The 21,657-nt window shown below is 47.4% G+C and carries 20 protein-coding genes; 7 read left to right on the top strand and 13 right to left on the bottom strand.

Features of this window, described 5'->3' with window-relative positions:
• From pdxH to J9B83_RS08595, 4 genes are read right to left on the bottom strand one after another with little or no spacing between them, the layout of a single operon-like run.
• Complete coding sequence (gene pdxH / locus J9B83_RS08610) at window positions 1-642, bottom strand: pyridoxamine 5'-phosphate oxidase (protein WP_211536352.1); 642 nt, start codon at window positions 640-642, stop codon at window positions 1-3.
• A gap of 2 nt (window positions 643-644) precedes the next feature.
• On the bottom strand, window positions 645-1,277 hold the full coding sequence (gene coq7, locus J9B83_RS08605) for a 2-polyprenyl-3-methyl-6-methoxy-1,4-benzoquinone monooxygenase (protein ID WP_211536351.1): 633 nt from the start codon (window positions 1,275-1,277) through the stop codon (window positions 645-647).
• Window positions 1,278-1,294: 17 nt separating this feature from the next.
• Complete coding sequence (locus tag J9B83_RS08600; RefSeq protein WP_211536350.1) at window positions 1,295-1,636, bottom strand: histidine triad nucleotide-binding protein; 342 nt, start codon at window positions 1,634-1,636, stop codon at window positions 1,295-1,297.
• 59 nt (window positions 1,637-1,695) lie between these two features.
• Window positions 1,696-3,978 (bottom strand): 7TMR-DISM family protein, encoded by a 2,283-nt coding sequence (locus J9B83_RS08595; RefSeq protein WP_211536349.1) that lies wholly within the window; start codon window positions 3,976-3,978, stop codon window positions 1,696-1,698.
• A gap of 58 nt (window positions 3,979-4,036) precedes the next feature.
• On the opposite strand from J9B83_RS08595, the gene J9B83_RS08590 reads away from it, so the two are divergent.
• Entirely contained in the window at window positions 4,037-4,291 is a 255-nt protein-coding gene (locus J9B83_RS08590) for a hypothetical protein (RefSeq protein ID WP_211536348.1), read from the top strand.
• Between the two features lie 134 nt (window positions 4,292-4,425).
• On the opposite strand, the gene purD is transcribed toward J9B83_RS08590, so the two are convergent.
• From purD to dsbD, 9 genes are all read right to left on the bottom strand, one after another.
• Window positions 4,426-5,718, bottom strand: coding sequence for a phosphoribosylamine--glycine ligase (gene purD, locus J9B83_RS08585; protein WP_211536347.1), 1,293 nt, complete (start codon window positions 5,716-5,718; stop codon window positions 4,426-4,428).
• Between the two features lie 42 nt (window positions 5,719-5,760).
• Window positions 5,761-7,338, bottom strand: a complete 1,578-nt coding sequence (gene purH, locus J9B83_RS08580; RefSeq protein WP_211536400.1) for a bifunctional phosphoribosylaminoimidazolecarboxamide formyltransferase/IMP cyclohydrolase — start codon at window positions 7,336-7,338, stop codon at window positions 5,761-5,763.
• An 87-nt stretch (window positions 7,339-7,425) separates the two neighbouring features.
• A complete protein-coding gene (fis, locus tag J9B83_RS08575; RefSeq protein ID WP_148835335.1) occupies window positions 7,426-7,704 on the bottom strand; it encodes a DNA-binding transcriptional regulator Fis in 279 nt (92 codons plus the stop codon).
• 115 nt (window positions 7,705-7,819) lie between these two features.
• Window positions 7,820-8,788, bottom strand: coding sequence for a tRNA dihydrouridine synthase DusB (gene dusB / locus J9B83_RS08570; protein WP_211536345.1), 969 nt, complete (start codon window positions 8,786-8,788; stop codon window positions 7,820-7,822).
• Window positions 8,789-8,944: 156 nt separating this feature from the next.
• Window positions 8,945-10,348, bottom strand: a complete 1,404-nt coding sequence (locus tag J9B83_RS08565) for a zinc-ribbon and DUF3426 domain-containing protein (protein ID WP_211536344.1) — start codon at window positions 10,346-10,348, stop codon at window positions 8,945-8,947.
• Between the two features lie 81 nt (window positions 10,349-10,429).
• Window positions 10,430-11,320, bottom strand: a complete 891-nt coding sequence (prmA, locus tag J9B83_RS08560) for a 50S ribosomal protein L11 methyltransferase (RefSeq protein WP_211536343.1) — start codon at window positions 11,318-11,320, stop codon at window positions 10,430-10,432.
• Window positions 11,321-11,449: 129 nt separating this feature from the next.
• Window positions 11,450-12,790 (bottom strand): acetyl-CoA carboxylase biotin carboxylase subunit, encoded by a 1,341-nt coding sequence (gene accC / locus J9B83_RS08555; RefSeq protein WP_211536342.1) that lies wholly within the window; start codon window positions 12,788-12,790, stop codon window positions 11,450-11,452.
• A 20-nt stretch (window positions 12,791-12,810) separates the two neighbouring features.
• Window positions 12,811-13,254 (bottom strand): acetyl-CoA carboxylase biotin carboxyl carrier protein, encoded by a 444-nt coding sequence (gene accB / locus J9B83_RS08550; protein ID WP_211536341.1) that lies wholly within the window; start codon window positions 13,252-13,254, stop codon window positions 12,811-12,813.
• A 271-nt stretch (window positions 13,255-13,525) separates the two neighbouring features.
• Window positions 13,526-15,367, bottom strand: a complete 1,842-nt coding sequence (dsbD, locus tag J9B83_RS08545; protein WP_211536340.1) for a protein-disulfide reductase DsbD — start codon at window positions 15,365-15,367, stop codon at window positions 13,526-13,528.
• A 116-nt stretch (window positions 15,368-15,483) separates the two neighbouring features.
• Between dsbD and J9B83_RS08540 the strand changes: the two genes are divergently transcribed.
• The 6 genes from J9B83_RS08540 to dgcA all read left to right on the top strand — a co-directional run bounded on the left by J9B83_RS08540 (window position 15,484) and on the right by dgcA (window position 21,656).
• Window positions 15,484-16,293 (top strand): hypothetical protein, encoded by an 810-nt coding sequence (locus J9B83_RS08540; protein ID WP_236037208.1) that lies wholly within the window; start codon window positions 15,484-15,486, stop codon window positions 16,291-16,293.
• Between the two features lie 27 nt (window positions 16,294-16,320).
• The gene (locus J9B83_RS08535) at window positions 16,321-17,340 is read left to right on the top strand and encodes a DUF2333 family protein (RefSeq protein WP_211536338.1); all 1,020 of its coding nucleotides are present in this window, start codon (window positions 16,321-16,323) and stop codon (window positions 17,338-17,340) included.
• Window positions 17,340-17,834, top strand: a complete 495-nt coding sequence (locus J9B83_RS08530; protein ID WP_211536337.1) for a GNAT family N-acetyltransferase — start codon at window positions 17,340-17,342, stop codon at window positions 17,832-17,834. The genes J9B83_RS08535 and J9B83_RS08530 overlap by 1 nt, the downstream gene beginning before the upstream one ends.
• A gap of 182 nt (window positions 17,835-18,016) precedes the next feature.
• Entirely contained in the window at window positions 18,017-18,994 is a 978-nt protein-coding gene (locus J9B83_RS08525; protein WP_211536336.1) for a dipeptidase, read from the top strand.
• Window positions 18,995-18,996: 2 nt separating this feature from the next.
• Window positions 18,997-19,542 (top strand): DUF5943 domain-containing protein, encoded by a 546-nt coding sequence (locus J9B83_RS08520; RefSeq protein ID WP_211536335.1) that lies wholly within the window; start codon window positions 18,997-18,999, stop codon window positions 19,540-19,542.
• 47 nt (window positions 19,543-19,589) lie between these two features.
• Entirely contained in the window at window positions 19,590-21,656 is a 2,067-nt protein-coding gene (dgcA, locus tag J9B83_RS08515) for a dimethylglycine demethylation protein DgcA (RefSeq protein WP_211536334.1), read from the top strand.
• The last annotated feature ends 1 nt before the right edge of the window (window position 21,657 follow it).

Here is a 21,657-nt window from a genome sequence, read left to right as displayed (position 1 = left end):
TTAGGGTGCCTTTCGTGTTTTAACCCAGCTCGTGGCTTCCTTGGTGAAGCAAATTCGATCATGGAGTCGACTGGGTCGACCTTGCCAGAATTCCACAAAGTGAGGTCGTAAAACATACCCACCCCAGTTTTCAGGGCAGGGCACGTCTTGATCAGCAAAGGCTTGCTCTTCTTGTTCAAACGCGTGTTGTAAATGTTCACGGTTTTTAATGACAGCGCTCTGCTGAGACGTTCTCGCCGCTAACTGACTGCCACGAGGGCGACTGGCAAAGTATTGTTCAGAGACGCTGCGTTCTACTTTTTCGATGGTGCCTTCAACGCGCACTTGTCGCGATAACGCCGGCCAGAAGAAGGTGGCACAGGCTTTATTATTCAGCGCTAATTGTTGACCCTTCTCACTGTCATAATTAGTGAAAAAAGAAAACCCGCTGTCGTTTCGTTGTTTTAGTAAGACAACACGAGCATGGGGCCAACCATCGGTATCAACTGTACTTAGCATCATGGCTGTTGGATCATCCGGGCATGCTTCAATGGCTTTTTCAAGCCAGGTATCAAACAAGGCAAACGGCTCTGATCCGCTTTGCTCTTCCAAAAGGTCGTCGAAATTATAGTCTCGGCGAATGGAGTGAAGGTCTCTGTTCATGATTACATCCGGTAGGTCGTTGTGGTCATTACTTTTGACACTTGCGTCATCACTGACATGACTGGTCGTGGAAATTCATAACCGCCAGCTTCAAGTGCCATTGCTTTATGGCGCGCTTCATCTATGTGCATTTGTTCTAGTACGGCTTTGCTCTTCGCATCGGCAGAAGGCAAAGTGGCCATGTGTTTTTCAAGGTGCATACAAACTTGGTCTTCAGTGGCGGCGACAAAACCTAAGCTTAGTTTGTCGCTGATTAGCCCTGCACCTGCACCAATTACAAAAGACGCCCCATAAAACAAGGGATTTAATACACTGGGTTTACTGCCAAGATCGTAAAGGCGTTGTTCGCACCACACTAGGTGGTCGATTTCTTCATTGGCCGCATGTTCCATTTCGTCACGAACGGCGGGAAGTTTTGCGGTGGTGGCTTGGCCTGCATAAAGGGCTTGGGCGCATACTTCTCCTGTATGGTTAATACGCATTAAACCGGAGGCGTGAAGGCGTTCCTGTTGTGTCAGTTCGCCTTCATCTATCGGGTTAGCTGGTGACGGGCGAGACGCATTGGCAGCGTGGGGAACCAGAGTCTGTAATGCTCGATCAAACTGTAGTACTGCCTTGTCCAAAAAAGAGATCATTTTGTTTCCTCTCAATATTAACCTGGCGGCCATGTCATAGCGCGGCCGCCTAATACATGCATGTGAATATGATATACGGTTTGTCCGCCATCTTGGTTGCAATTCATTGCTACTCGGTAACCTGCTTCACTGATACCTTTTTGCTTAGCCACCTTTGCCGCGGTGATTTGTAACTTACCGATGATGGGAGCATCTTCATCGGTAAGGTCATTGAGCGTGCTTATGTGACGTTTTGGTATTACCAAGAAGTGGCTAGGCGCTTGCGGCATGATGTCTTCAAACGCAATCACGTCCTCGTCTTCAAATAAAATCGTAGCGGGTATGTCTTTGTTGACGATTTTGCAAAATAAGCAGTCCATATTTTTTCCTCTCATCGATATTATTTAAGGTTCCGAGAATGACATCAAGGTATTTTGCTCTATGGGTTGATCCGCGACAAGGTGTTGCTCTTTAGTCGATCGCCCCGTTGCATTAAACGCGAAAGTTGCGGCTCAAGTTGGTTATCCAGTTCGACGCTGGTCAGTAATTCATCAAAGCCGAGCTTCTTCGCATAATTTAACGACATTTTAACATTGTTGCTGATCAGTAAGCATTGGTCTTCTTCGCGCATCAACGGCAATAATCGTTGTTGGGTGATGTGAGGGATATGACCCCCGTTATCAAAGACCAAAATAATTGTCCCTGTGGTTCTCAAAGCGGGTAATTCTAGGTGCTCTAAGAGGCTATCAAGGGTGGTAAAATGCTCAATTTTGTTAGTATGGCTTTGCAATAAACTGAGCGTTTTTTGCAGGTCGCTGTCCGCTTGACCAAACAATACAATATCGAAATGATGCTGATGTGCTGTGTCTGTATTTATAGGACGAATATGCGCACGAATAGGGATTTGGATATTGGCACTTCGCATCAAGTTGTTTTCGGAAAATTGGATCTGCCCCTTTAAATGCTGGATTAGCATGGTGATGTAGTGCATACCTAAATCCAAGCTGTCAGTCGTGGTGCGTGTTCGAGAAGGAAGTGGGTAACAGTTTAGCTCCAAAAGCATGATACCCTCTCGGTTAATTTCATGACGCATTATGTTAATTGTGAGTGTTTGATCGGTAAAGTGCTTACATTCTTGCGCCAAGTTCTCGATTAAATGTTGGAGTAAAGGCGCGTTTTCTAAAATTTCTACTTGATCCGCTTTATGAGTGATTATTTCGATTACAGCGCTGTCTTGATCTAACCGTTGGGTGTTGCTATAGGCGTTATCAATGAGTTGATTAAGTGGCTGCGGCGTAGGTTGTTCGATAGTCAGTGACTCGTTGAGTCGACTAAACATGTCCAAACGCTCAATTAAGTTTTGGATATTGTTATTCGCGACCTGACTGTTATTAATAGATGTTTTATTGTCATTTGACTCTACAGTTTGCTCAAGGCAAGAAAGAGCGCTGCCAATGAGGTGTGTTTGTCGGCGTAATCGGCTGGACACATCCGACAATAGATCCGTCACCTTAGCCTCAGTTTGCGGCGTTCTTTGAGTTTGCCTCTGTAGTAAAGGAGAGGTTTGCGCAATCATGCCGGTAAAATGAATCATGGCTTCAATAATGATGGTCACAGTCAAACCCCACTGAAAAATAACCATGCTGGGCACTATGCCATACACAGATAAGATCCAAGTAAAATACCCCACACATAAGGTAAGTCGCGCGGTTAGATAGTATTGCGAAAAAGGCACGTTATTAATAAAGGCAATAATGGCGTGTATGGTGAGTATGATCAGCGTGCTGATCATCATGCACGACAAGGCAATAATGTGTATTTTTTCGGGAGACACTAAAAACAAGACAGCAAACAAGGCGTTAATAAAGCCAATCGCCAACAATACCTTGTCCATTTTGGGTAAATAAGTGCGGTTATCAAGATAAAGTCGAGAGAAAAACACAATGGCGCACAAACAGGACAGTGCCGCTAAGTTATAAATTCGCTCTTGCACATTTGTGTAGTCCGGAAAGATCTGTGACATCTGATCGTGGATTGATAAGTGTAATATCACAATGCCGATCAGCAAAATCCCGTACATTAAATACATGGGGTGCGAGGTTCTGATGAAAAAGAACACGTTAAACACGAAAAGAGTCAGCAGTATACCGATCAATAACCCCGTGAGGGTTAAATTGTACTGAGTATCTTGACTGAGTTTAGACAGTGTTTTGAGTTCAATCTGTGCATTGATCGGCAGATACGATGACAGCTTGATGTACAAAGTGAAGACAGGTGGGGTGTTGGGTGGAATTGGGAATACATAATTGGACGTTTTCACCGGACGGTTCGTATAAGGACGTGCACCACCCAATTCGGCTTGAACTTGCGTGTCGTACAAATTGGGTAAGTATATGTCCAGATACTGCAGTCTTGGCGAATTGATCTCTAATAATATAGGTGTGCTGTTGGTGGTTCTAATGGCGATGTCGTTACGAATCCAGATATTGCCTTGTACAAAGCCAAATTGTAAGTACTCGCGATTCAGTGGACGAAATTGCTTGCTGTATTGATCGGACTGTACGTCTTCAAGAGAGAGGCTTGCGCTTGGATCGATAAAGTAAGCCCCGTTGTTGCCAATATTGGTGGCATCGTGAACGTCGTCGATAATGGAAATGACGTTGGCGCTCCATGCTGTGTTGGAGGCAATCAGTAAAAATAGTAAAATGAATCGATGAAACAAAAGGCTAGCCCAAGCAAAATCTATAAAGGCTGTCATTATTAACTAGATAGGGGATTGAATGCTATATCCAATGTTGGTGGAACATTATGTTTGGTTCAGCTTGTTGTTACTCGGTGTGACTTGGTTTGCTAGACAAAAAAATCCTGAGACTCGTCAGAATTTGATGTATGGCTATGGAATGGTGGCCGTATTAGGGTTTGTACTGGGGTTTGAATGGTGGGTTGGTGGTGTGATTTTTGGCTTATTGGTGTTGGAGGCAGGGCGTGTCTTCAAGGGTTGGTTAGACAAAAAAGAGTCTCAACTTAAAAAATAGCCTCAGTTTTTAAATAATGGCCAGATATTGATTCCCATGACAGCCTAGTCATGAACAGGGTAAACGCAAAAAAAGCCCCTTGGTGCATGCATCGAGGGGCTTTTTAGTTGCGCTAGCGCGAGCTGTTACTTTTGTTAGTGAGTTTTTTGTTCACGAGCAATGGCGCGGTGGCCGATGTCGGTACGGAAGTACACTTTTTCCCATGACAAGGTCTTCACTACGTCGTAAGCACCTGCTTGGGCTTCAGCCACGGTATCACCTAGCGATACAGCACAAAGAACGCGTCCGCCGTTGGTCACAACGTCTCCGTCTTTGAGCGCAGTACCAGCCTGGAATACTTTTTGATGAGCTGGAAGCTCAGTATTCAAGCCAGAAATGACGTCGCCTTTTGGGTAGTCGGCTGGGTAGCCACCTGCCGCAAGTACCACACCTAAACTGGCACGAGGGTCCCAAGCCGCTTCCACGGTATCCAATGTGCCGTTAATAGCCGCCAGACACATTTTTGCCAAATCAGAGCGCAAACGCATCATGATCGGTTGTGTTTCTGGGTCACCAAAGCGGCAGTTGTATTCCAGTGTTTTTGGGGTGCCATCAGCGGCCACCATCACACCAGCATACAAGAAACCACGGTAGCGATTGCCTTCGGCGTTCATGCCTTTTACGGTCGGCATAATCACTTCATTCATGATGCGATCGTGGATTTCAGGAGTGACTACAGGTGCGGGAGAATATGCGCCCATGCCGCCGGTGTTTGGTCCCAAGTCGCCGTTATCGCGTGCTTTGTGATCTTGGCTGGTGGCCATAGGCAAGACAGTTTCGCCATCGACCATGCAAATGAAACTGGCTTCTTCGCCAGTCAAAAACTCTTCGATAACGACACGGCTGCCCGCGTCGCCAAACGCATTGCCTTGCAGCATGTCTTCAACGGCTTCAATAGCTTCCGCTTCGGTTTGCGCCAAGATCACGCCTTTACCTGCGGCCAAACCGTCTGCTTTTACCACGATTGGTGCGCCTTGTTGCTTGATGTAAGCAACTGCTGGTGCGATCTCAGTAAAGTTGCCGTAGGCCGCGGTTGGAATATTGTGACGGGCTAAGAAATCTTTGGTGAAGGCTTTAGAACCTTCTAGCTGCGCCGCTGCGGCAGTTGGGCCAAAAATAGCCAGACCTTCTTTTTCAAAGGCATCCACCACGCCGATGACTAGCGGTGCTTCAGGGCCAACAATCGTTAGATCGATGGCTTCTTTTTTTGCAAAAGCAACCAATTCGGCAATGTCGGTGACACCAATATTGACGTTTTCTACTTTGTGCTCTGTCGCCGAGCCTGCGTTGCCTGGTGCAACAAAAACCTTGCTGACGTCGTCGGATTCAGCCGTTTTCCATGCCAAAGCGTGTTCGCGACCACCATTACCAATAATAAGAACTTTCATTTTCAGTATATCCTTTAAAATTCAGTGATGAACGACGGTGTTTTAATGGCGGAAATGACGCATGCCAGTGAAGACCATGGCCATACCGGCTTCGTCAGCAGCTGCAATGACTTCGTCATCGCGCATTGAACCACCAGGCTGGATTACGGCGGTAATACCCGCGGCCGCTGCGGCATCTATGCCGTCACGGAAAGGGAAGAAGGCGTCGGATGCCATCACAGAACCAGGAACCTCTAGGTTCTCATCAGCGGCCTTGATACCGGCGATTTTCGCGCTGTAAACACGGCTCATTTGGCCTGCGCCCACTCCGATGGTTTGTTCTGCTTTCGCATACACAATAGCGTTGGATTTGACGAATTTCGCCACTTTCCAGGCAAACAATAAGTCTTTCAGTTCTGCTTCGCTTGGTTGACGTTTAGAAACCACTTTTAAGTCGTCTATTGTGATGTTGCCATCGTCTCTGTCTTGTACGAGCAAGCCGCCATTGACGCGTTTGTAATCCAATGCCGCTGGCTTATCTTGTGACCACTGGCCACATTCCAGTAAGCGTACATTTTGTTTGCTGGCGACAATGTCTGAAGCGGCTTGGCTGACGCTAGGGGCAATAATGACTTCAACGAATTGACGATCCACAATGGCCTGAGCCGTTTTTGCGTCTAATTCTTGGTTAAACGCAATGATGCCACCAAACGCCGAGGTCGGGTCGGTTTTAAACGCAAGATCGTAGGCTTCTAGTTGAGAAGCCGCCGTTGCTACGCCGCAAGGGTTGGCGTGCTTAACGATCACACAAGCGGGCTTATCGAAGCTTTTTACACACTCAAGTGCGGCATCGGTGTCGGCAATATTGTTGTAAGACAAGGCTTTGCCTTGCAATTGTTTGGCGGTGCTAATAGACGCTTCTTTAGGCTTGGCTTCCACGTAAAAAGCGGCTTTTTGATGTGGATTTTCACCGTAACGCATTTCTTCTTGCTTGTTGAATTGCAAGTTTAGGGTACGGGCGAACTCGTCGCTGCCACCAGGGACTTTTTTACCCAAGAAGTTAGCGATCATGCCATCATAATTTGACGTGTGTTCAAATGCTTCTACAGCAAGGTCAAAGCGTTGCTCATAGGTTAAGCCACCGTCTGTTTTCAAAGAAGTAAGCAAAGCATCATAGCTGGCTGGAGAAACAACAATGGCCACGTCTTTGTGGTTTTTTGCTGCCGAGCGAACCATGGTTGGGCCGCCGATGTCGATGTTTTCAATGGCCATCGGCAGGTCGCAGTCAGGGCGTGCAATGGTCGCCTCGAATGGGTAAAGGTTTACTACGACCATGTCGATTTCGTTGATGCCGTGCTCTTTCATGATGGCACCATCGATGTCACGACGACCAAGAATGCCGCCGTGTACTTTTGGGTGAAGTGTTTTTACACGTCCATCCATCATTTCTGGAAAGCCAGTGTAGTCGGATACTTCGGTTGCTTTGACATCGTTGTCCAATAAAAGACGGTAAGTACCACCCGTTGAAAGAATTTCAACGCCTTGAGCGGTTAGTTCACGTGCAAACTCGACAATGCCAGCTTTGTCGGACACGCTGATTAACGCTCGTTTGATTGGAGTTACAGTATTTTGATTTGCCATCATGGTTCTCGCAATTAATTTAACACTAAATAAACATGGGAAGGGTAAGACGAAAAAAAGGGCGAATCCGCCCTTTTTTCTTTGTGCTTATAGCATGCCGTATTGCTTCAACTTCTTGCGAAGTGTGCCTCGGTTTAACCCAAGGATGGTGGATGCTTTGGTTTGGTTATCCTTTGTGTAGCTCATGACAGACTCTAGCAAAGGCGCCTCAACCTCGGCTAAGACTAACTGATATAAGTCTGTAATTGGCTGCCCATCAAGATGAGCGAAATAGTTTTGTAGGGCTTTTTCAACATTGTCACGTAAAGGTTGTGACTGCTCTGAAGAAGCGGCTTGAAACGTATGAGTATGAGTTTGTTCTACCACAGAATGACCTTCTATTTTTAAAGCTAACCATTTATTAATGAACATTGAGCTCTTCACAAAGGCGGATCTGCGTCTTCATGCTGAGCGTTTTACATTAAGTGTAAGGTTCGTTTGCCTACTGACAAACAAAGAACTCGTGCAATTTATCAAGCTGCTCTTGCGTATTATCAATACGGTTAAACAGGCTACGAAATTGAGTGTTGTCCGCTAACGTTTGCAGGTACCAGCCAACGTGTTTGCGAGCGATTCGCACGCCTAAATAATCACCATAAAATTGATGTAAGGCGCTCACGTGGCCCAATACAAGCTGTCTCACCTCAGACAAAGACGGAGGTGGTAACAATTCATCAGTCAGTAAAAAGTGATTGATTTCACGAAATATCCAAGGTCTTCCTTGTGCCGCGCGGCCAATCATAATGCCGTCGGCTTGGGTATAATCCTTGACGAATTTCGCCGATTGCGCGTCCTTGATGTCCCCGTTTGCAAAAACAGGAATGCTCAAATACTGCTTGATCTCAGCGATGGTATCGTATTCAGCCATGCCTTGAAATTTGCATTCGCGAGTTCTTCCATGAACGGCCAACGCTTTGATGCCTATGTCCTCGGCCATTTTTGCAATCGTAAGACCATTCTTCTGATCCACACTCCACCCAGTACGAATTTTGAGTGTTACAGGAACAGAAACACTGTTTACCACCGATTCCAGTATGTCACGAACAAGTGCCTCGTCTTTTAACAACGCAGAGCCAGCGGCTTTGTTACAGACTTTTTTAGCAGGGCAACCCATATTGATATCAATGATTTGCGCACCTAGCTCAACATTTTGCTGAGCCGCTTCAGCCATCATTGTAGGGTCACCACCGGCGATCTGAACCGACCGTGGCGAGACTTCTGCATCGTGGATTAAGCGATGGCGGCTTTTGGTTGAATTCCACAGTCGCACATCGGAGGTCACCATCTCGGATACTACTAACCCTGCGCCTTGGTCGTGACAAAGGCGACGAAAAGGCAAATCGGTCACACCCGCCATAGGGGCAAGAATAACCGGCTTGTCTACGCAATACGGGCCAATAGCAAATGCCATGATGTTCCTGAATACTGGATTGAATGTTAAAGATCGTCGACAGTGTCGAGCGGGCGTGAATAATACCTAGGCAATCGCTGTTTTTGAAGTCTTGACAGCGCAAAAACTGCTTATTTTTTGTGCTTTATTTGGCTTACAAACAAAAACACGAAAATTCTAATAAGAACGCGTGTCTGAGGGGAAGGCTCTTAGCTGGTGAGTGACGGCTCTGGCTGCAGGATCTTGAATAGGAATCACCAAATGTATAGGGGTATTTGGCGGCATATAGGTAATATCAAGAAAATCTTTGTGCAGGTAATCGTTGGGTGCAAAGAGTCTTGCTGCAACGGGCAGACCGTTTAAATCAAAGAATTCGAGTGCAATTTTGGGCATGGGTTGCGAGAAAGCACTGGTGTTGGTGATGATCGCATTCACCAGTAAGGTATTGGCAATGGAGGGATGACTTTGTATGCGAACATGCTGGATGCTGATGGCTTCAATGTCTTCAAAGCCTGGAAGGGAGCAACCAGTGTAGGAACAAAAAGATTGATAAATGGCTCTGAAATTGGCTGAGCGACTGCCTTCATCAAAAAAATGTAAGCCGACCTGAGCCGCGAGCAATACAAGACCAAGAATTGATGCCAAAAACCATAGGGCCGCTCGAGATTTTTTGGGTGTGCTCTTTTCGTGATCTTCCAACAAGGGAGCTAGGCTTTCTTGGGCGGAAAGTTGTTCCAGAATAGAATGTTGATTTTTACCGTCAGAGGGGCGAGTTTCTTCGGCTGCTGTTTGAGCCAGTGAATGCAGTGCCGACATGTAGTCCGGTTCAGAAGCATGGCTGGCTTGATGGCTGGCCTTAAGCTGATCGGGGTTGGCATTAAGTTCGGCATCTAAATCAAAGGCAGGTACTTTTTTCTCTTCGCTTGAGAGGTTCTTTGCTGCTTGTGGCGGCAATTTTGTGTCTGGTAGTGTTTCTTTAGATGTCTCTTTTGTGTCTATAGATACTTGAGCCGCGGGGGAGTGCGCTTTCTCTGGCGTTAGCGGGCTGTGTTTTGCGGCTGAGCTAAGGGCGGCTTCTACTTCCGCTAACTCCAGTTCCCAAGGCGCAAGCTCTTCTTGCTTTTGCTCCTTTGCCGTCTCTTCGCGCGCAGGCTCTTTTTTCGCAGGAAAAGGAGTAGAAGCAGGAGGCTGGGGAGCTTGTGATGTGTCTGGGGCGGTATTAAAGGTTTCAGTTGGCGGCTGCAAGTCTTCGTCAGTAAACAAAGTGTCTAACCAATCTGGGTTAACGATTTCTTCGTCTTTGGTTTGAGTGTTGTTAAGAGCGTTTGGTGCCGCCTGTGGTGACGCAGGCTGTGTCGCGGGTGTTGAAGCGAGCGGTTCAGGGTGTTGGCGAGGTGCTTTGTGATCGCTCGGCGAATTCTGACGGCTTGGCGAGTCTTGTTGGTTAAGTACTTTTGTGGCATCAAAGATATGAAAACACTGACCACATCGGACTTTTCCTTTGGCCATGCTTAAAACATCGTCACTCACACGAAATGCGGTAGAACATTTAGGGCAACGAGTAATCAAGCTATTGGCCATGTGGAGCAGTATTCCTCTTTGAAACTGGGTAAGTGTGATGACTAGTGTGTGCCAACAAAACTCAAGACATTATGAGTAGAGTTAGATATTTTTCGTGCCGACGATACGCACCCATTCCTCTTTTTCTACTACGGAGTCGATCGTAAACCATTCTTCATAGGCCTCAATCACTTCTTGAGCTTGATTGGCCAAAATGCCTGATAAAGCCAATTGACCACCTTTCTTGACAAGAGCTGAAATGGTTGGAGCCAGTTGCGCCAAAGGACCGGCTAAAATATTGGCCACCACCACGTCGGCTTGAAGATCAGATTCATAGGGTGGCAACTTCACTTCTAACCGGCTTGGGTCGATTTTGTTGCGCTCTGCATTGGCTTGAGTGGCTTGCACCGCCTGTGGGTCGATGTCGATTCCCACCATGTTGTTGGCGCCGAGTAATAGGCCAGCAATACCTAAAATGCCAGATCCACAACCATAATCAATGATGGTTTTGTCTTGGCAATCAATGCTGTCGAGCCATTGCAAGCATAATGCGGTGGTAGGGTGTGTACCTGTTCCGAACGCAAGGCCTGGATCGAGCATTAGGGTAATGGCGTCTGGGTCTGGGACCTCGCGCCAGCTTGGGCAAACCCAAAGGCGCTTGCCGAATTGAATGGGGTGATAGCTGTCCATCCATTCGCGCTCCCAATCTTTATCTTCGAGTATTTCGATTTTCATATCGATATCGATTTCACCAAGCCCAACGGCTTTGTGTTCAACCACGGGGCGAATGTGTTCGACATCGGCATCGGCTTCAAATAAACCGGTAATTTTGGTGTTCTTCCAAAGTGGCGTAGTGTTCAGTTCTGGCTCATAAACTGGGTCGTCGTGGACATCTTCAAAGGTAACCACTAAAGCACCGCACTCTAGCAGTGTATCTTCAAAAGCAGGGGCGTGGTCTGGTGTGGTATGAATACGGATTTGAAGCCAAGGCATAAAATGGAGTCCAACAATTAACAGGGAATAAACAAACAGGAATAGAATAGCGAAGCTTGGTGCGTGAGGCGAGAGGAAAATGTTTGTCCCCAATGAATGAAAGCTTCATTGGGGACAAAACGTTAGCCATTAAAGACCAAGTTTCTTCTCTAAATAGTGAATGTTAACGCCACCAGCAATGAAGTTAGCGTCATTAACAAGCTCTTTTTGGAGTTCAATATTGGTTTTTATCCCATCGATGAAGGTTTCATCAAGGGCACCAGACAAACGTTTTAATGCAGCGGTACGATCCGGTGCATGACAAATGATCTTAGCGATCATTGAGTCGTAAGTCGGAGGTACGGAATAACCACTGTACAGGTGAGAGTCTACGCGTACACCCATACCGCCAGGAGCATGGAAGTATTCCACTTTGCCCGGGCACGGCATGAAGGTTTTGGCGTCTTCAGCGTTGATGCGAGACTCTACCGCGTGGCCGTTTAACTTAATGTCTTCTTGTTTTAAAGACAATGGCAAGCCACTAGCAATGCGAAGTTGCTCTTTAACGATATCAACACCGGTTACCATTTCAGTTACTGGGTGTTCAACCTGAACACGTGTGTTCATTTCGATAAAGTAGAAGTTACCGTCTTCGTACAAGAATTCAAAGGTACCCGCGCCGCGGTAATTGATCTTGATGCAGGCATCTACACATGCTTTTAGACACGCCTGACGAGAGGTTTCGTCAAGCATTGGTGCAGGTGCTTCTTCTAGAACTTTTTGGTGACGACGTTGCAAAGAACAATCGCGATCGTACAAATGCACCGCATTGCCTTGACCGTCTGCCAGAACTTGCACTTCAACATGACGAGGGTTTTGTAGGAATTTTTCCATGTAAACCGTGCTGTCACCAAAGTAGGACCCCGCTTCAGACTGGGTAATGCTGATCGATTTTAGAAGGCTGCCTTCGTTGTGAACAACGCGCATACCACGGCCACCGCCGCCTGCTGCAGCTTTAACGATCACAGGGAAGCCGATTTCGTTCGCCACACGAATACACTCTTCTGGATCAGAAGGTACTGGGCCATTTGAGCCAGGTACAGTGGGAACGCCTGCTTCTTTCATCGCTTTAATAGCAGAGACTTTATCGCCCATTAGGCGAATGGTTTCGGCTTTTGGACCAATGAAGGTGAAACCAGAGCGTTCAACCTGTTCAGCAAAATCGGCGTTTTCTGCCAAAAAGCCGTAGCCTGGGTGAATCGCTGAAGTGTCTGTTAATTCTGCCGCACTGATAATAGCGGGAATGTTCAAATAACTTTGCGCAGATGGGTTTGGACCTATACAGATGGATTCGTCTGCAAGGCGCACGTGGAGTAGGTCGCGGTCAATTTTAGAATGAACCGCAACGGTTTTGATACCGAGTTCTTTGCACGCACGTAAAATACGTAGCGCGATTTCGCCTCGGTTAGCAATCAATACCTTATCGAGCATGATGAAACCTTTGCGTTGGATTAAATGATGGTAATAAGAGGCTGGTCAAACTCAACTGGTTCGCCGTCTTCTACAAGAATGGCACCGATTGTACCCGCTTTATCCGCTTCAATTTGGTTCATCATCTTCATCGCTTCAACGATGCAAATGGTATCGCCAACGTTTACTTTTTGGCCTACTTCGACGAAAGGTTTTGCACCAGGTGCAGAAGATTTGTAATAAGTACCCACCATTGGAGAGTTTACCGAGTGACCAGCAATAGCCGCAGGCGCTTCTGGCGCCGCAGTCGGTGTTGCAGGGGCAGCTGCTGGAGCCGCCATCATAGGCGCTGCCATCATGGGTGCTTGTACTGGCGCACCACCACGACTAATACGAACTGCTTCTTCGCCTTCTTTGATTTCAATTTCGTAGACGTTGGATTCTTCTAAAAGCTCGATTAGTTTTTTGATTTTACGAATGTCCATGATTACTCTCTTCTGTCTGTGTGAGTGGTCCGATGATTAAGTGGTCATCGATTATTATAAGTTTAGGGTGCCACTTGCGATGCCTTGCAAGCTTGGCTTTTCTAAAGATGGTGATTTTAAAAAAGCTGGTAACTGGAAATTATCGATAAAAAGCGGGAAATTGTCCAGTTATGCTGCAAAAAAACCGAAAATGCTTTGCTCTGTCTATTTTTTGAACGCTTGTAAACAAGTTGCTGGGCGGCTGTTTTGGGTACAGGCGTTCACAGTGTCTTTACGGAGTAATGTGCGCCGTTAAGCGTGCTACCAAATCTGCTTTAGAGGGTTCTCCCATTAAGCTTAACGCTTTACGTTCTTGCCCTTGCTGATCGAGAAAAATCAACGACGGAGGGCCGAAAATGGCAAAGGCTTGCATAATGGCTTTGTTATCAGCGGAGTTGTCGGTGACATCGACTCGAACCAGTTGCACTTTCTCCAGTAAAGGGCGCACATCGGCAGCGAGGAACATCTCCTCCAACACCTTGCAGCTAACACACCAATCAGCATAGAAATCCAGCATAATGAGTCGCTCGTCGTCGTTAGCCACCAGTTGTTCGAGTTCATCGAGCGATGTAATAGTGGCAGCAAAAAGCTCAGTCTCTTGTTCGGTGCTTGCCGTGGGAGCGGACAATGACATCAATGGTCGCATGGGTTGATGACTACCGGTAGCGCCGCCGACAAACTCCACACAAGCCAATAAAAACAAACCTAATGCAAAAAACCAACGTACCGGGTGTGATGTTGTGCTGAAACAGCGATGGAAAAAGTAACTGCTCATCATCAGGGCCAGCAAGGCCCATAAATACAAATGCACATTCAGAGGCAACCATCGGGTAATCAACCACACCGCCATGGCCAGTAAGCCAAAGCCCATGAACACTTTAATGTCGTTTAACCATTCGCCATTTTTCGGCAATATTTTCGGGCCAAACAACCCCACCATCAAAAGGGGAATGCCCATTCCGAGCGCCATCACAAATAACATACCGGCGCCGTACCAGGCATCGCCTTGACCGCTAATGTACAGCAGCGCTCCGGCCAGCGGTGCCGACACACAGGGTGATACAATTAAAGTCGAGAGAACCCCTGCCACAAAAACACTGAGGCTGGTTTGCCAAGTGGAGTCTGTGTTGGTGTTTGACATTTGTAACTTCTGCTGCCAAGAAGACGGCAGTTTGAGCTCATAAAAGCCAAACATTGCAAGTGCCAGCAATACAAAAAGGAGGGCGCTGATAGCAAGTAAAATCGGGTTTTGTAATTGGGCTTGTAAGTTTAATTGCGTTCCAAATAAGCCGACCAAGCCGCCAATCGCGGCGTATGTGAGTGCCATCCCCAACACATATATCGAACTGTAATAGAGCGCTCCTAAGCGTGAGTTCCTAGTACCGACTACAATGGCGCTAACAATGGGAACCATGGGCAACACACAAGGTGTTAAAGATAACAACAGTCCTAAACCAAACACTACCAACAAGGTTGACCAAACATCATTGGAGCTGAGTAATTGTGTGACTGATTCTGCTTCAGAAGGTGCTAATGATGGCGTGTCTAATAAGTGGTTGTTGGTGATTGTTGGTTGTTTTGAAAACGACGGTTGATTTGAGTTGGGCGACATGGAAGCGTCGGATAGAGCCGGAATACTAAATTGAATCGGTAAGCTTTGTGGTGCATAGCACAAACCTCGATCAGCGCAGCCCTGGTAAGAAAGATTAGCATTAATCGGTGTGCCAGGCGGGAGCTGAATATCGTAATACAGTGTCAAGACCAGTTCATTTCGAAATACTTTTACTTTACCGTAATAGGGATCTTCGTTGATTTCGCCAGGGGGGAAAGCTGAGAAGTGTAAGTGATTTGCGTCTGGCCCGGTTATGGAAAACTGCTCTTGGTACAAATAATAGCCATCTTCTATTTGCCAGGTAGTTTGTAACCTGCCTTCTTTTGGGTTAGCTACATAGGGCTTAAATACTTGCTCAACTGGGAGAAAATCCGGTTCAGAAAAAGCCGATGTGGCGCCAAACGTAAAGGCGTAAGAGGCAGAGTGACACGTCAATAACAATAAGAGGACGAATAGGCGCATAAGAATCTTCAATAAAATGAAACCGGTTAGGAAACGCGATCAGTGTGTTTCATTGTGCTATAAGGTGCGTGTAGACTACCAATCCATTGTAAAGTTGCCAATCTTAAGGGGGCAAATTGGTCATTAAACGAGTTTCTTTTCTATTTATTGCACTTTTCATGGTTGGGTGTCAGGGAAACGTAAAGCCCTCGTCTCAAGGTGTGGTGGCCGAGGCCATTGTTCCCCCGGTCACAGCGCCTACAAAGCCAACGGTTACCGACACGAAAGTCAGCGAAAAAATAACAGTAGAGCAAAAGCCCGCCCTGACAGCAGAAGAGATCGTCACCCAAAGGCTGATCGTACAAGGTGACATTGCGCTGGAAGAACAGCGCTTGCTCACCCCTGTTGATGACAACGCCAACCTGTATTTTCAAGTCGTCTTGGGCCGAGACCCTGGCAATTATCAAGCGATTCAAGGCATTGCCGCCATTGTCGACCGTTATACTCAGTGGGCATGGCAAGCCGCACAAAATAGAGACTACCAAAAAGCCGCGCGTAATGTAGACTTCGCTCGCTCCGTCAACCCAGAAGACCCAGTTATTACCGAGATGACGACGCGGATACAAGATTTAAAAGATCGACGACGTGCGGCCGCAGCAGCGCCACGTAAGGAACCTGTCAGCCAACGTGAGGCACTGATGCCCAAAATTGGGCGCTTTATCTTGCCTAAAACCCTGTTTAGTTTGCCTGAAGAAGAAATAATAACGGAAATTCAGCCTATAATTGACGAAGTCGCCAAAACCCAGCAGTCGCTTGCTATATACTGGCCGAACGATAAAGAAGCGCGATTGATTTATCAAATTATCAACAGTCGAGTGACTGAGTTTCGTGTCCGTGCGATGATATTCCATCGTGCCGATTACAAAGTGGACCTGGTTAGCGAATAAATTACAACGAGATTAAGGTAGGTAAAAATGTCGTGGTTAACGAGCAAATTACAGGCGATAACGCCGAATTTTAATTTCTCCAGCTTGGGCAAGGTGATCGCGTCTATTGTGGCTTTGGCGGTTGTTTTGTTGAGCTTTTTGGGCATGTATTGGAGCAGTGAGCCTGATCCATTCGATGTGGTGGCCAGTGCCAAAGAAAAAGCCGCGGCGCAGGGCTATTTAGACAACAGTAAAAAACTAGTGGTGGGTTACACCACGGCCAGCACCTTGCACACCATAGTAGAAACCTTGCTTGATAAGCCGGGTGGTTTTATCACCAATGACATCATGCCGCCAGGACTGGTCATGGATAACATGCCGGCGTGGGAATTTGGCGTGCTAGTGCAGTCTCGTGACTTGGCCCGTGCCTTTCGAAAAGAATTCAGTCGCTCACAATCGCAATCTACAGAAGACGTGAACTTGAAAATTGCTGAGCCGCAATTCAACTTCGACACCAAAAGCTGGGCCTTGCCGTCCAGTGAAAGCGAATACCGTCGTGGTAACAAAGAGTTAATGGCGTATTTGAACCGTTTGGCAGGGGCGTCTGGCAGTAAAGCGCAATTCTATGCCCGAGCTGATAACTTATCCGACTGGTTATCGGATGTCAGCACGCGCTTAGGCAGTTTATCCCAGCGTCTTTCAGCCAGTGTGATCGATGAAAGTTCACAGATTGATGAGAGCGACGAAAACAACCGTTACGTGCGCACGCCATGGTCAAAAGTGGACGATGTGTTCTATGAAGCTAGAGGCACCAGCTGGGCATTGGTTCACATGCTGCGCGCCATGGAAGTGGATTTCTTCTACACCTTGCAAGACAAAAATGCTTTGGTCAGTTTGCGTCAAATCATTCGTGAGTTGGAAGCAACACAAACCAGTATTTGGTCACCCTTTATTCTGAACGGTAGTGGTTTTGGTATGTTAGCCAATCATTCTTTGGTAATGGCGTCTTATATTGCCCGTGCCAATACGGCGATCATTGATTTACGTCGTTTGCTTGAACAAGGCTAATGTTTACCATCCGTCGGTCTGAATGGGACGACGTGCCGGCCTTGTTGGATGTGTATCAACAAGGCAATGCATCGAATTTTGTGGCCGACTCTCGACAGACTATTGGTTTATTAGAGGTGATGGATTGGCAGGAAGCCAGTTCAGATCGTCACCCCCTTTTGGTTGTAGAGCATCAAGGCGAGCTTATCGCTTGGTGCTCTTTAGAACCCTTCTATGGTTTGCCTGCGTTTGATCGTGCCTTGGAAGTTAGCCTTTACGTGTTGCCCAAATGGCAGGGGCATGGTCTTGGTAAGCAATTTTTGCAGCATCTCGACTGCCATCATGCCGACATTGGTTTTACCCATCTTGTCGCTTATCTGTACGCGACTAATCATCACAGCCTTGCTTTGTTCACCGGCCAAAGGTTTGAACAATGGGGGCGTTTGCCCAGTATTGCTTCGCACAATGGTGTCGCTGAAGATGTCCTTCTGCTAGGTCGTATCTATTCCTGCTAGTGTTTACCTCCTTTTTTTGCTTACTTCCTGTGATTACTCTCATTTTATCTCGGCCTTTTTGACCGCTAAAAACGAAAGTCGGTTTTAGTGCTCCTAAGGTCGTTTCCAGCCAGTTGCCTCATCGACCTAAAAATTACACTCAGTGGATTGGAATTTACCAACAGTGAGAGGTAAGGAAAACAATGAAGGCAGCAGAATTGCACGACACGTCCATCATCATCGACGGTTTAATTTGCGCGAAGTGGAACCGTGAATTATTCGAAGACATGGCAAAAGGCAAGTTAACCGCTGCTAATTGCACGGTGTCGTTTTGGGAGAACTTCGAAGGCACAGTGCGCAACGTGGTCGAAATGAACCAGTTGATCGAGGCCAACAGCGACTTACTGACCAAGGTGTACACCACCAAAGACATTCACCGCGCCAAAGCCGAAGGCAAAACAGGTGTGATGATGGGCTTTCAAAACGCCCATGCGTTTGAAGACCAAATTGGCTATGTGCAGATCTTCAAGGATTTGGGCGTGGGCATAGTGCAGATGTGCTATAACACGCAAAACCTTGTTGGTACGGGCTGTTATGAGCGTGATGGCGGCTTATCGGGTTATGGTCGCGAAATTGTCGCTGAAATGAACCGCGTTGGTATGTTGTGTGATTTATCACACGTTGGCGCGAACACCGCCAAAGAAGTCATCATCGAATCTAGTAAGCCCGTTGCCTATTCCCATTGTTTACCTGCCGGTTTAAAAGAGCATCCACGCAATCGTACCGACGAAGAGCTGAAATTCATCGCCGACAATGGCGGGTTTGTTGGCGTTACCATGTTTGCGCCTTTCCTCAAGGCCGGTATCAACGCCACCGTTGACGATTATGTGGAAGCGATTCGCTACATCTACAGCATTGTCGGTGAAGACGCGATCGGCATTGGCACCGATTTCACCCAAGGCCACGGTTACGATTTCTTCGAATACCTCACTCACGATAAAGGCTACGCCCGTCGATTGACTCGCTTTGGCGAGATCATCAATCCATTGGGTATGCGTACAGTCGGTGACTTTCCTAATTTAACCGAAGCGCTATTAAAAGGCGGCTTTAGCGAGCGTCAAGTGGTGAAAATTATGGGTGAAAACTGGGTCACTTTATTAAAAGAAGTTTGGGGAGAATGATCATGACCACACACGCGCCAGAAATGCCCATTCAAGTGGACGACGAAACCGGTGTCTGGACAACCGACGCCTTACCTATGCTGTACGTGCCACGTCACTTTTTTGTGAATAATCACATGGGCATTGAAGAAGAAGTGGGTGCCGAGCGCTACGCCGATATTCTTTACAAAGCAGGTTATAAATCCGCCTATTTTTGGTGTGAACAAGAAGCGGCTTGCCACGGCATCGAGGGCGAAGCCGTTTGGCATCATTACTTGAATCGTTTGTCGCAACGGGGTTGGGGCTTTTTTATTACTGAAGCGCTGGACCTAGAAAATGGCACGGCGACGGTGCGATTGGAAAACTCCTGCTTTGTGTACCACTACGAAAAAATTCACAGCAAAAAAGTCAATCGCAAGGTGGATTACATGTTTACAGGCTGGTTTGCCGGCGCGTTAGACCAAATTTTAGCGAGCAAGGGATCGACTATCAAAACCCACTCGGAACAAACCCAAAGCGGCGCTGAAGAAGGTTGCGATCTTGGTTATTTCTCCGTGACGCCGCTGTAACCCGCTTAATAATTTTTCTTTTTTACCTACTGTAACGGGGTTTTGTTATGTCCCAGTATGATGCGTTGTTCGAGCCCTTAAACATCAATAAATTGACGATTCGTAATCGTATTGTCAGCACAGCGCACGCGGAAGTGTATGCCACCGATGGTGGCATGACCACCGAGCGTTATGTGAAATATTACGAAGAAAAAGCCAAGGGTGGCTGTGGCTTGAGCATTTGTGGTGGCTCCAGTGTAGTGTCGATCGATAGCCCGCAAAGCTGGTGGAGTTCGGTGAATTTGTCCACCGATCGTATTATTCCGCACTTTCAAAACCTCGCCGATGCGGTACACAAGCATGGCGGCAAAATCATGATTCAAATTTCCCACATGGGGCGTCGTTCCCGTTGGGATGGTGAAAACTGGCCCAACCTGATGTCGCCATCTGGCATTCGTGAACCTGTGCATCGTGCGACGTGCAAAACCATCGAAGTAGAGGAAATGTGGCGTGTAATTGGCGATTTTGCCCAAGCGGCACGTCGCGCTAAAGAAGGCGGCTTAGATGGGGTTGAATTGTCGGCGGTACATCAACACATGATTGATCAGTTCTGGTCACCACGGGTGAATAAACGCACCGACGAATGGGGTGGCACTTTTGAAGGCCGAATGAAGTTCGGTATGGAAGTCCTCAAAGCGGTACGAGCGGAAGTGGGTCCTGATTTTGTGGTGGGCATGCGCATCACAGGGGACGAATTTCATCCTGATGGCTTAGGCCATGAAGAGATGAAAAAAATCGCCCAATATTACGACGCCACCGGCATGGTGGATTATTTTGGCGTGGTGGGCTCGGGTTGCGATACCCACAATACCTTGGCCAATGTGATTCCCAATATGACTTACCCGCCGGAGCCTTTTTTGTACTTGGCCGCTGGCATTAAAGAAGTGGTCAATGTGCCAGTGATTCATGCTCAAAACATCAAAGACCCGAATCAAGCCAAACGCATCATTGAAGCGGGTTATGTGGATTTTGTCGGCATGACGCGGGCGCACATCGCCGATCCGCATTTCATTGCCAAAATCAAAATGGATCAGGTGGATCAAATTCGTCAGTGTGTTGGTGCTAATTACTGCATCGATCGCCAATACCAAGGGCTGGACGTACTCTGTATTCAAAACGCGGCAACGTCTCGTGAATACATGGGCTTACCGCATATTATCGAAAAAACCACGGGGCTTGTTCGTCATGTTGTCGTGGTCGGTGGTGGGCCTGGTGGATTAGAAGCCGCACGAGTTGCCGCAGAGCGTGGTCACAAGGTGACCTTGATCGAAAAAGCAGGCGAATTGGGCGGGCAGTTGGTGTTTGCGGCCAAAGCGCCACAGCGAGATCAAATTGCCGGCATTACTCGATGGCTGGTGATGGAGGTGGAGCGCTTGGGCGTGGAGGTGCGTTTAAACACCGCCGCCGATGAAGACATGATTCGCTCCTTAACGCCCGATGTCTGCATTTTGGCCATGGGAGGACGACCTTTTATGGAACAAAATCCACAATGGGGTGCGTCGGAAGGTTTGGTGGTCTCCACCTGGGACATTTTGAGTGGCAAGGTGGAACCGGGCAAAAATGTCTTGGTTTACGACACTATTTGTGAATTCTCTGGTATGTCGGCGGCAGACTTTCTGGCATCTAAGGGGTCTTTGGTGGAATTGGTCACCGACGACATTAAGCCAGGTGTCGGCATAGGCGGCACGACTTTTCCAACGTACTACCGCTCCTTGTATGAAAAAGAGGTCATCATGACCTCCGACATGTTACTCGACAAGGTGTACCGCGAAGGCGATAAGTTGGTGGCGGTATTGGAAAACGAGTACACGGCGCAAAAAGAAGAGCGTGTCGTGGATCAAGTAGTGATTGAGAACGGCATTCGCCCTAACGAAGACCTTTACTACGCGTTAAAACCCAGATCAAAAAACAAAGGGCAAATTGATAACGAAACCCTGTTTGCCATTGAGCCGCAACCAGCGCTGGCGGATACGTCGTCCGAGGGCATGATCCTGTGGCGTTTGGGAGACGGTGTTTCCCAGCGTAATGTGCACGCGGCTATGTACGACGCTTTGCGTCTGTGCAAGGACCTTTGAT

The organism is Marinomonas vulgaris (assembly GCF_018145875.1).
In the GTDB taxonomy this organism is placed as follows: Bacteria; Pseudomonadota; Gammaproteobacteria; order Pseudomonadales; family Marinomonadaceae; genus Marinomonas; species Marinomonas vulgaris.
Note: the sequence above shows the minus strand (reverse complement) of the source record. Positions and strands in the feature narration are given on the sequence as shown.

Excerpts from the sequence above, each read along its gene's own strand:
- pdxH (WP_211536352.1), bottom strand. The coding sequence starts at position 642 with ATGAACAGAGACCTTCACTCCATTCGCCGAGACTATAATTTCGACGAC.
- coq7 (WP_211536351.1), bottom strand. The coding sequence starts at position 1,277 with ATGATCTCTTTTTTGGACAAGGCAGTACTACAGTTTGATCGAGCATTA.
- J9B83_RS08600 (WP_211536350.1), bottom strand. The coding sequence starts at position 1,636 with ATGGACTGCTTATTTTGCAAAATCGTCAACAAAGACATACCCGCTACG.
- J9B83_RS08590 (WP_211536348.1), top strand. The coding sequence starts at position 4,037 with ATGCTATATCCAATGTTGGTGGAACATTATGTTTGGTTCAGCTTGTTG.
- purD (WP_211536347.1), bottom strand. The coding sequence starts at position 5,718 with ATGAAAGTTCTTATTATTGGTAATGGTGGTCGCGAACACGCTTTGGCA.
- purH (WP_211536400.1), bottom strand. The coding sequence starts at position 7,338 with ATGGCAAATCAAAATACTGTAACTCCAATCAAACGAGCGTTAATCAGC.
- dusB (WP_211536345.1), bottom strand. The coding sequence starts at position 8,788 with ATGGCATTTGCTATTGGCCCGTATTGCGTAGACAAGCCGGTTATTCTT.
- J9B83_RS08565 (WP_211536344.1), bottom strand. The coding sequence starts at position 10,348 with ATGGCCAATAGCTTGATTACTCGTTGCCCTAAATGTTCTACCGCATTT.
- prmA (WP_211536343.1), bottom strand. The coding sequence starts at position 11,320 with ATGCCTTGGCTTCAAATCCGTATTCATACCACACCAGACCACGCCCCT.
- accC (WP_211536342.1), bottom strand. The coding sequence starts at position 12,790 with ATGCTCGATAAGGTATTGATTGCTAACCGAGGCGAAATCGCGCTACGT.
- accB (WP_211536341.1), bottom strand. The coding sequence starts at position 13,254 with ATGGACATTCGTAAAATCAAAAAACTAATCGAGCTTTTAGAAGAATCC.
- dsbD (WP_211536340.1), bottom strand. The coding sequence starts at position 15,367 with ATGCGCCTATTCGTCCTCTTATTGTTATTGACGTGTCACTCTGCCTCT.
- J9B83_RS08535 (WP_211536338.1), top strand. The coding sequence starts at position 16,321 with ATGTCGTGGTTAACGAGCAAATTACAGGCGATAACGCCGAATTTTAAT.
- J9B83_RS08530 (WP_211536337.1), top strand. The coding sequence starts at position 17,340 with ATGTTTACCATCCGTCGGTCTGAATGGGACGACGTGCCGGCCTTGTTG.
- J9B83_RS08525 (WP_211536336.1), top strand. The coding sequence starts at position 18,017 with ATGAAGGCAGCAGAATTGCACGACACGTCCATCATCATCGACGGTTTA.
- J9B83_RS08520 (WP_211536335.1), top strand. The coding sequence starts at position 18,997 with ATGACCACACACGCGCCAGAAATGCCCATTCAAGTGGACGACGAAACC.
- dgcA (WP_211536334.1), top strand. The coding sequence starts at position 19,590 with ATGTCCCAGTATGATGCGTTGTTCGAGCCCTTAAACATCAATAAATTG.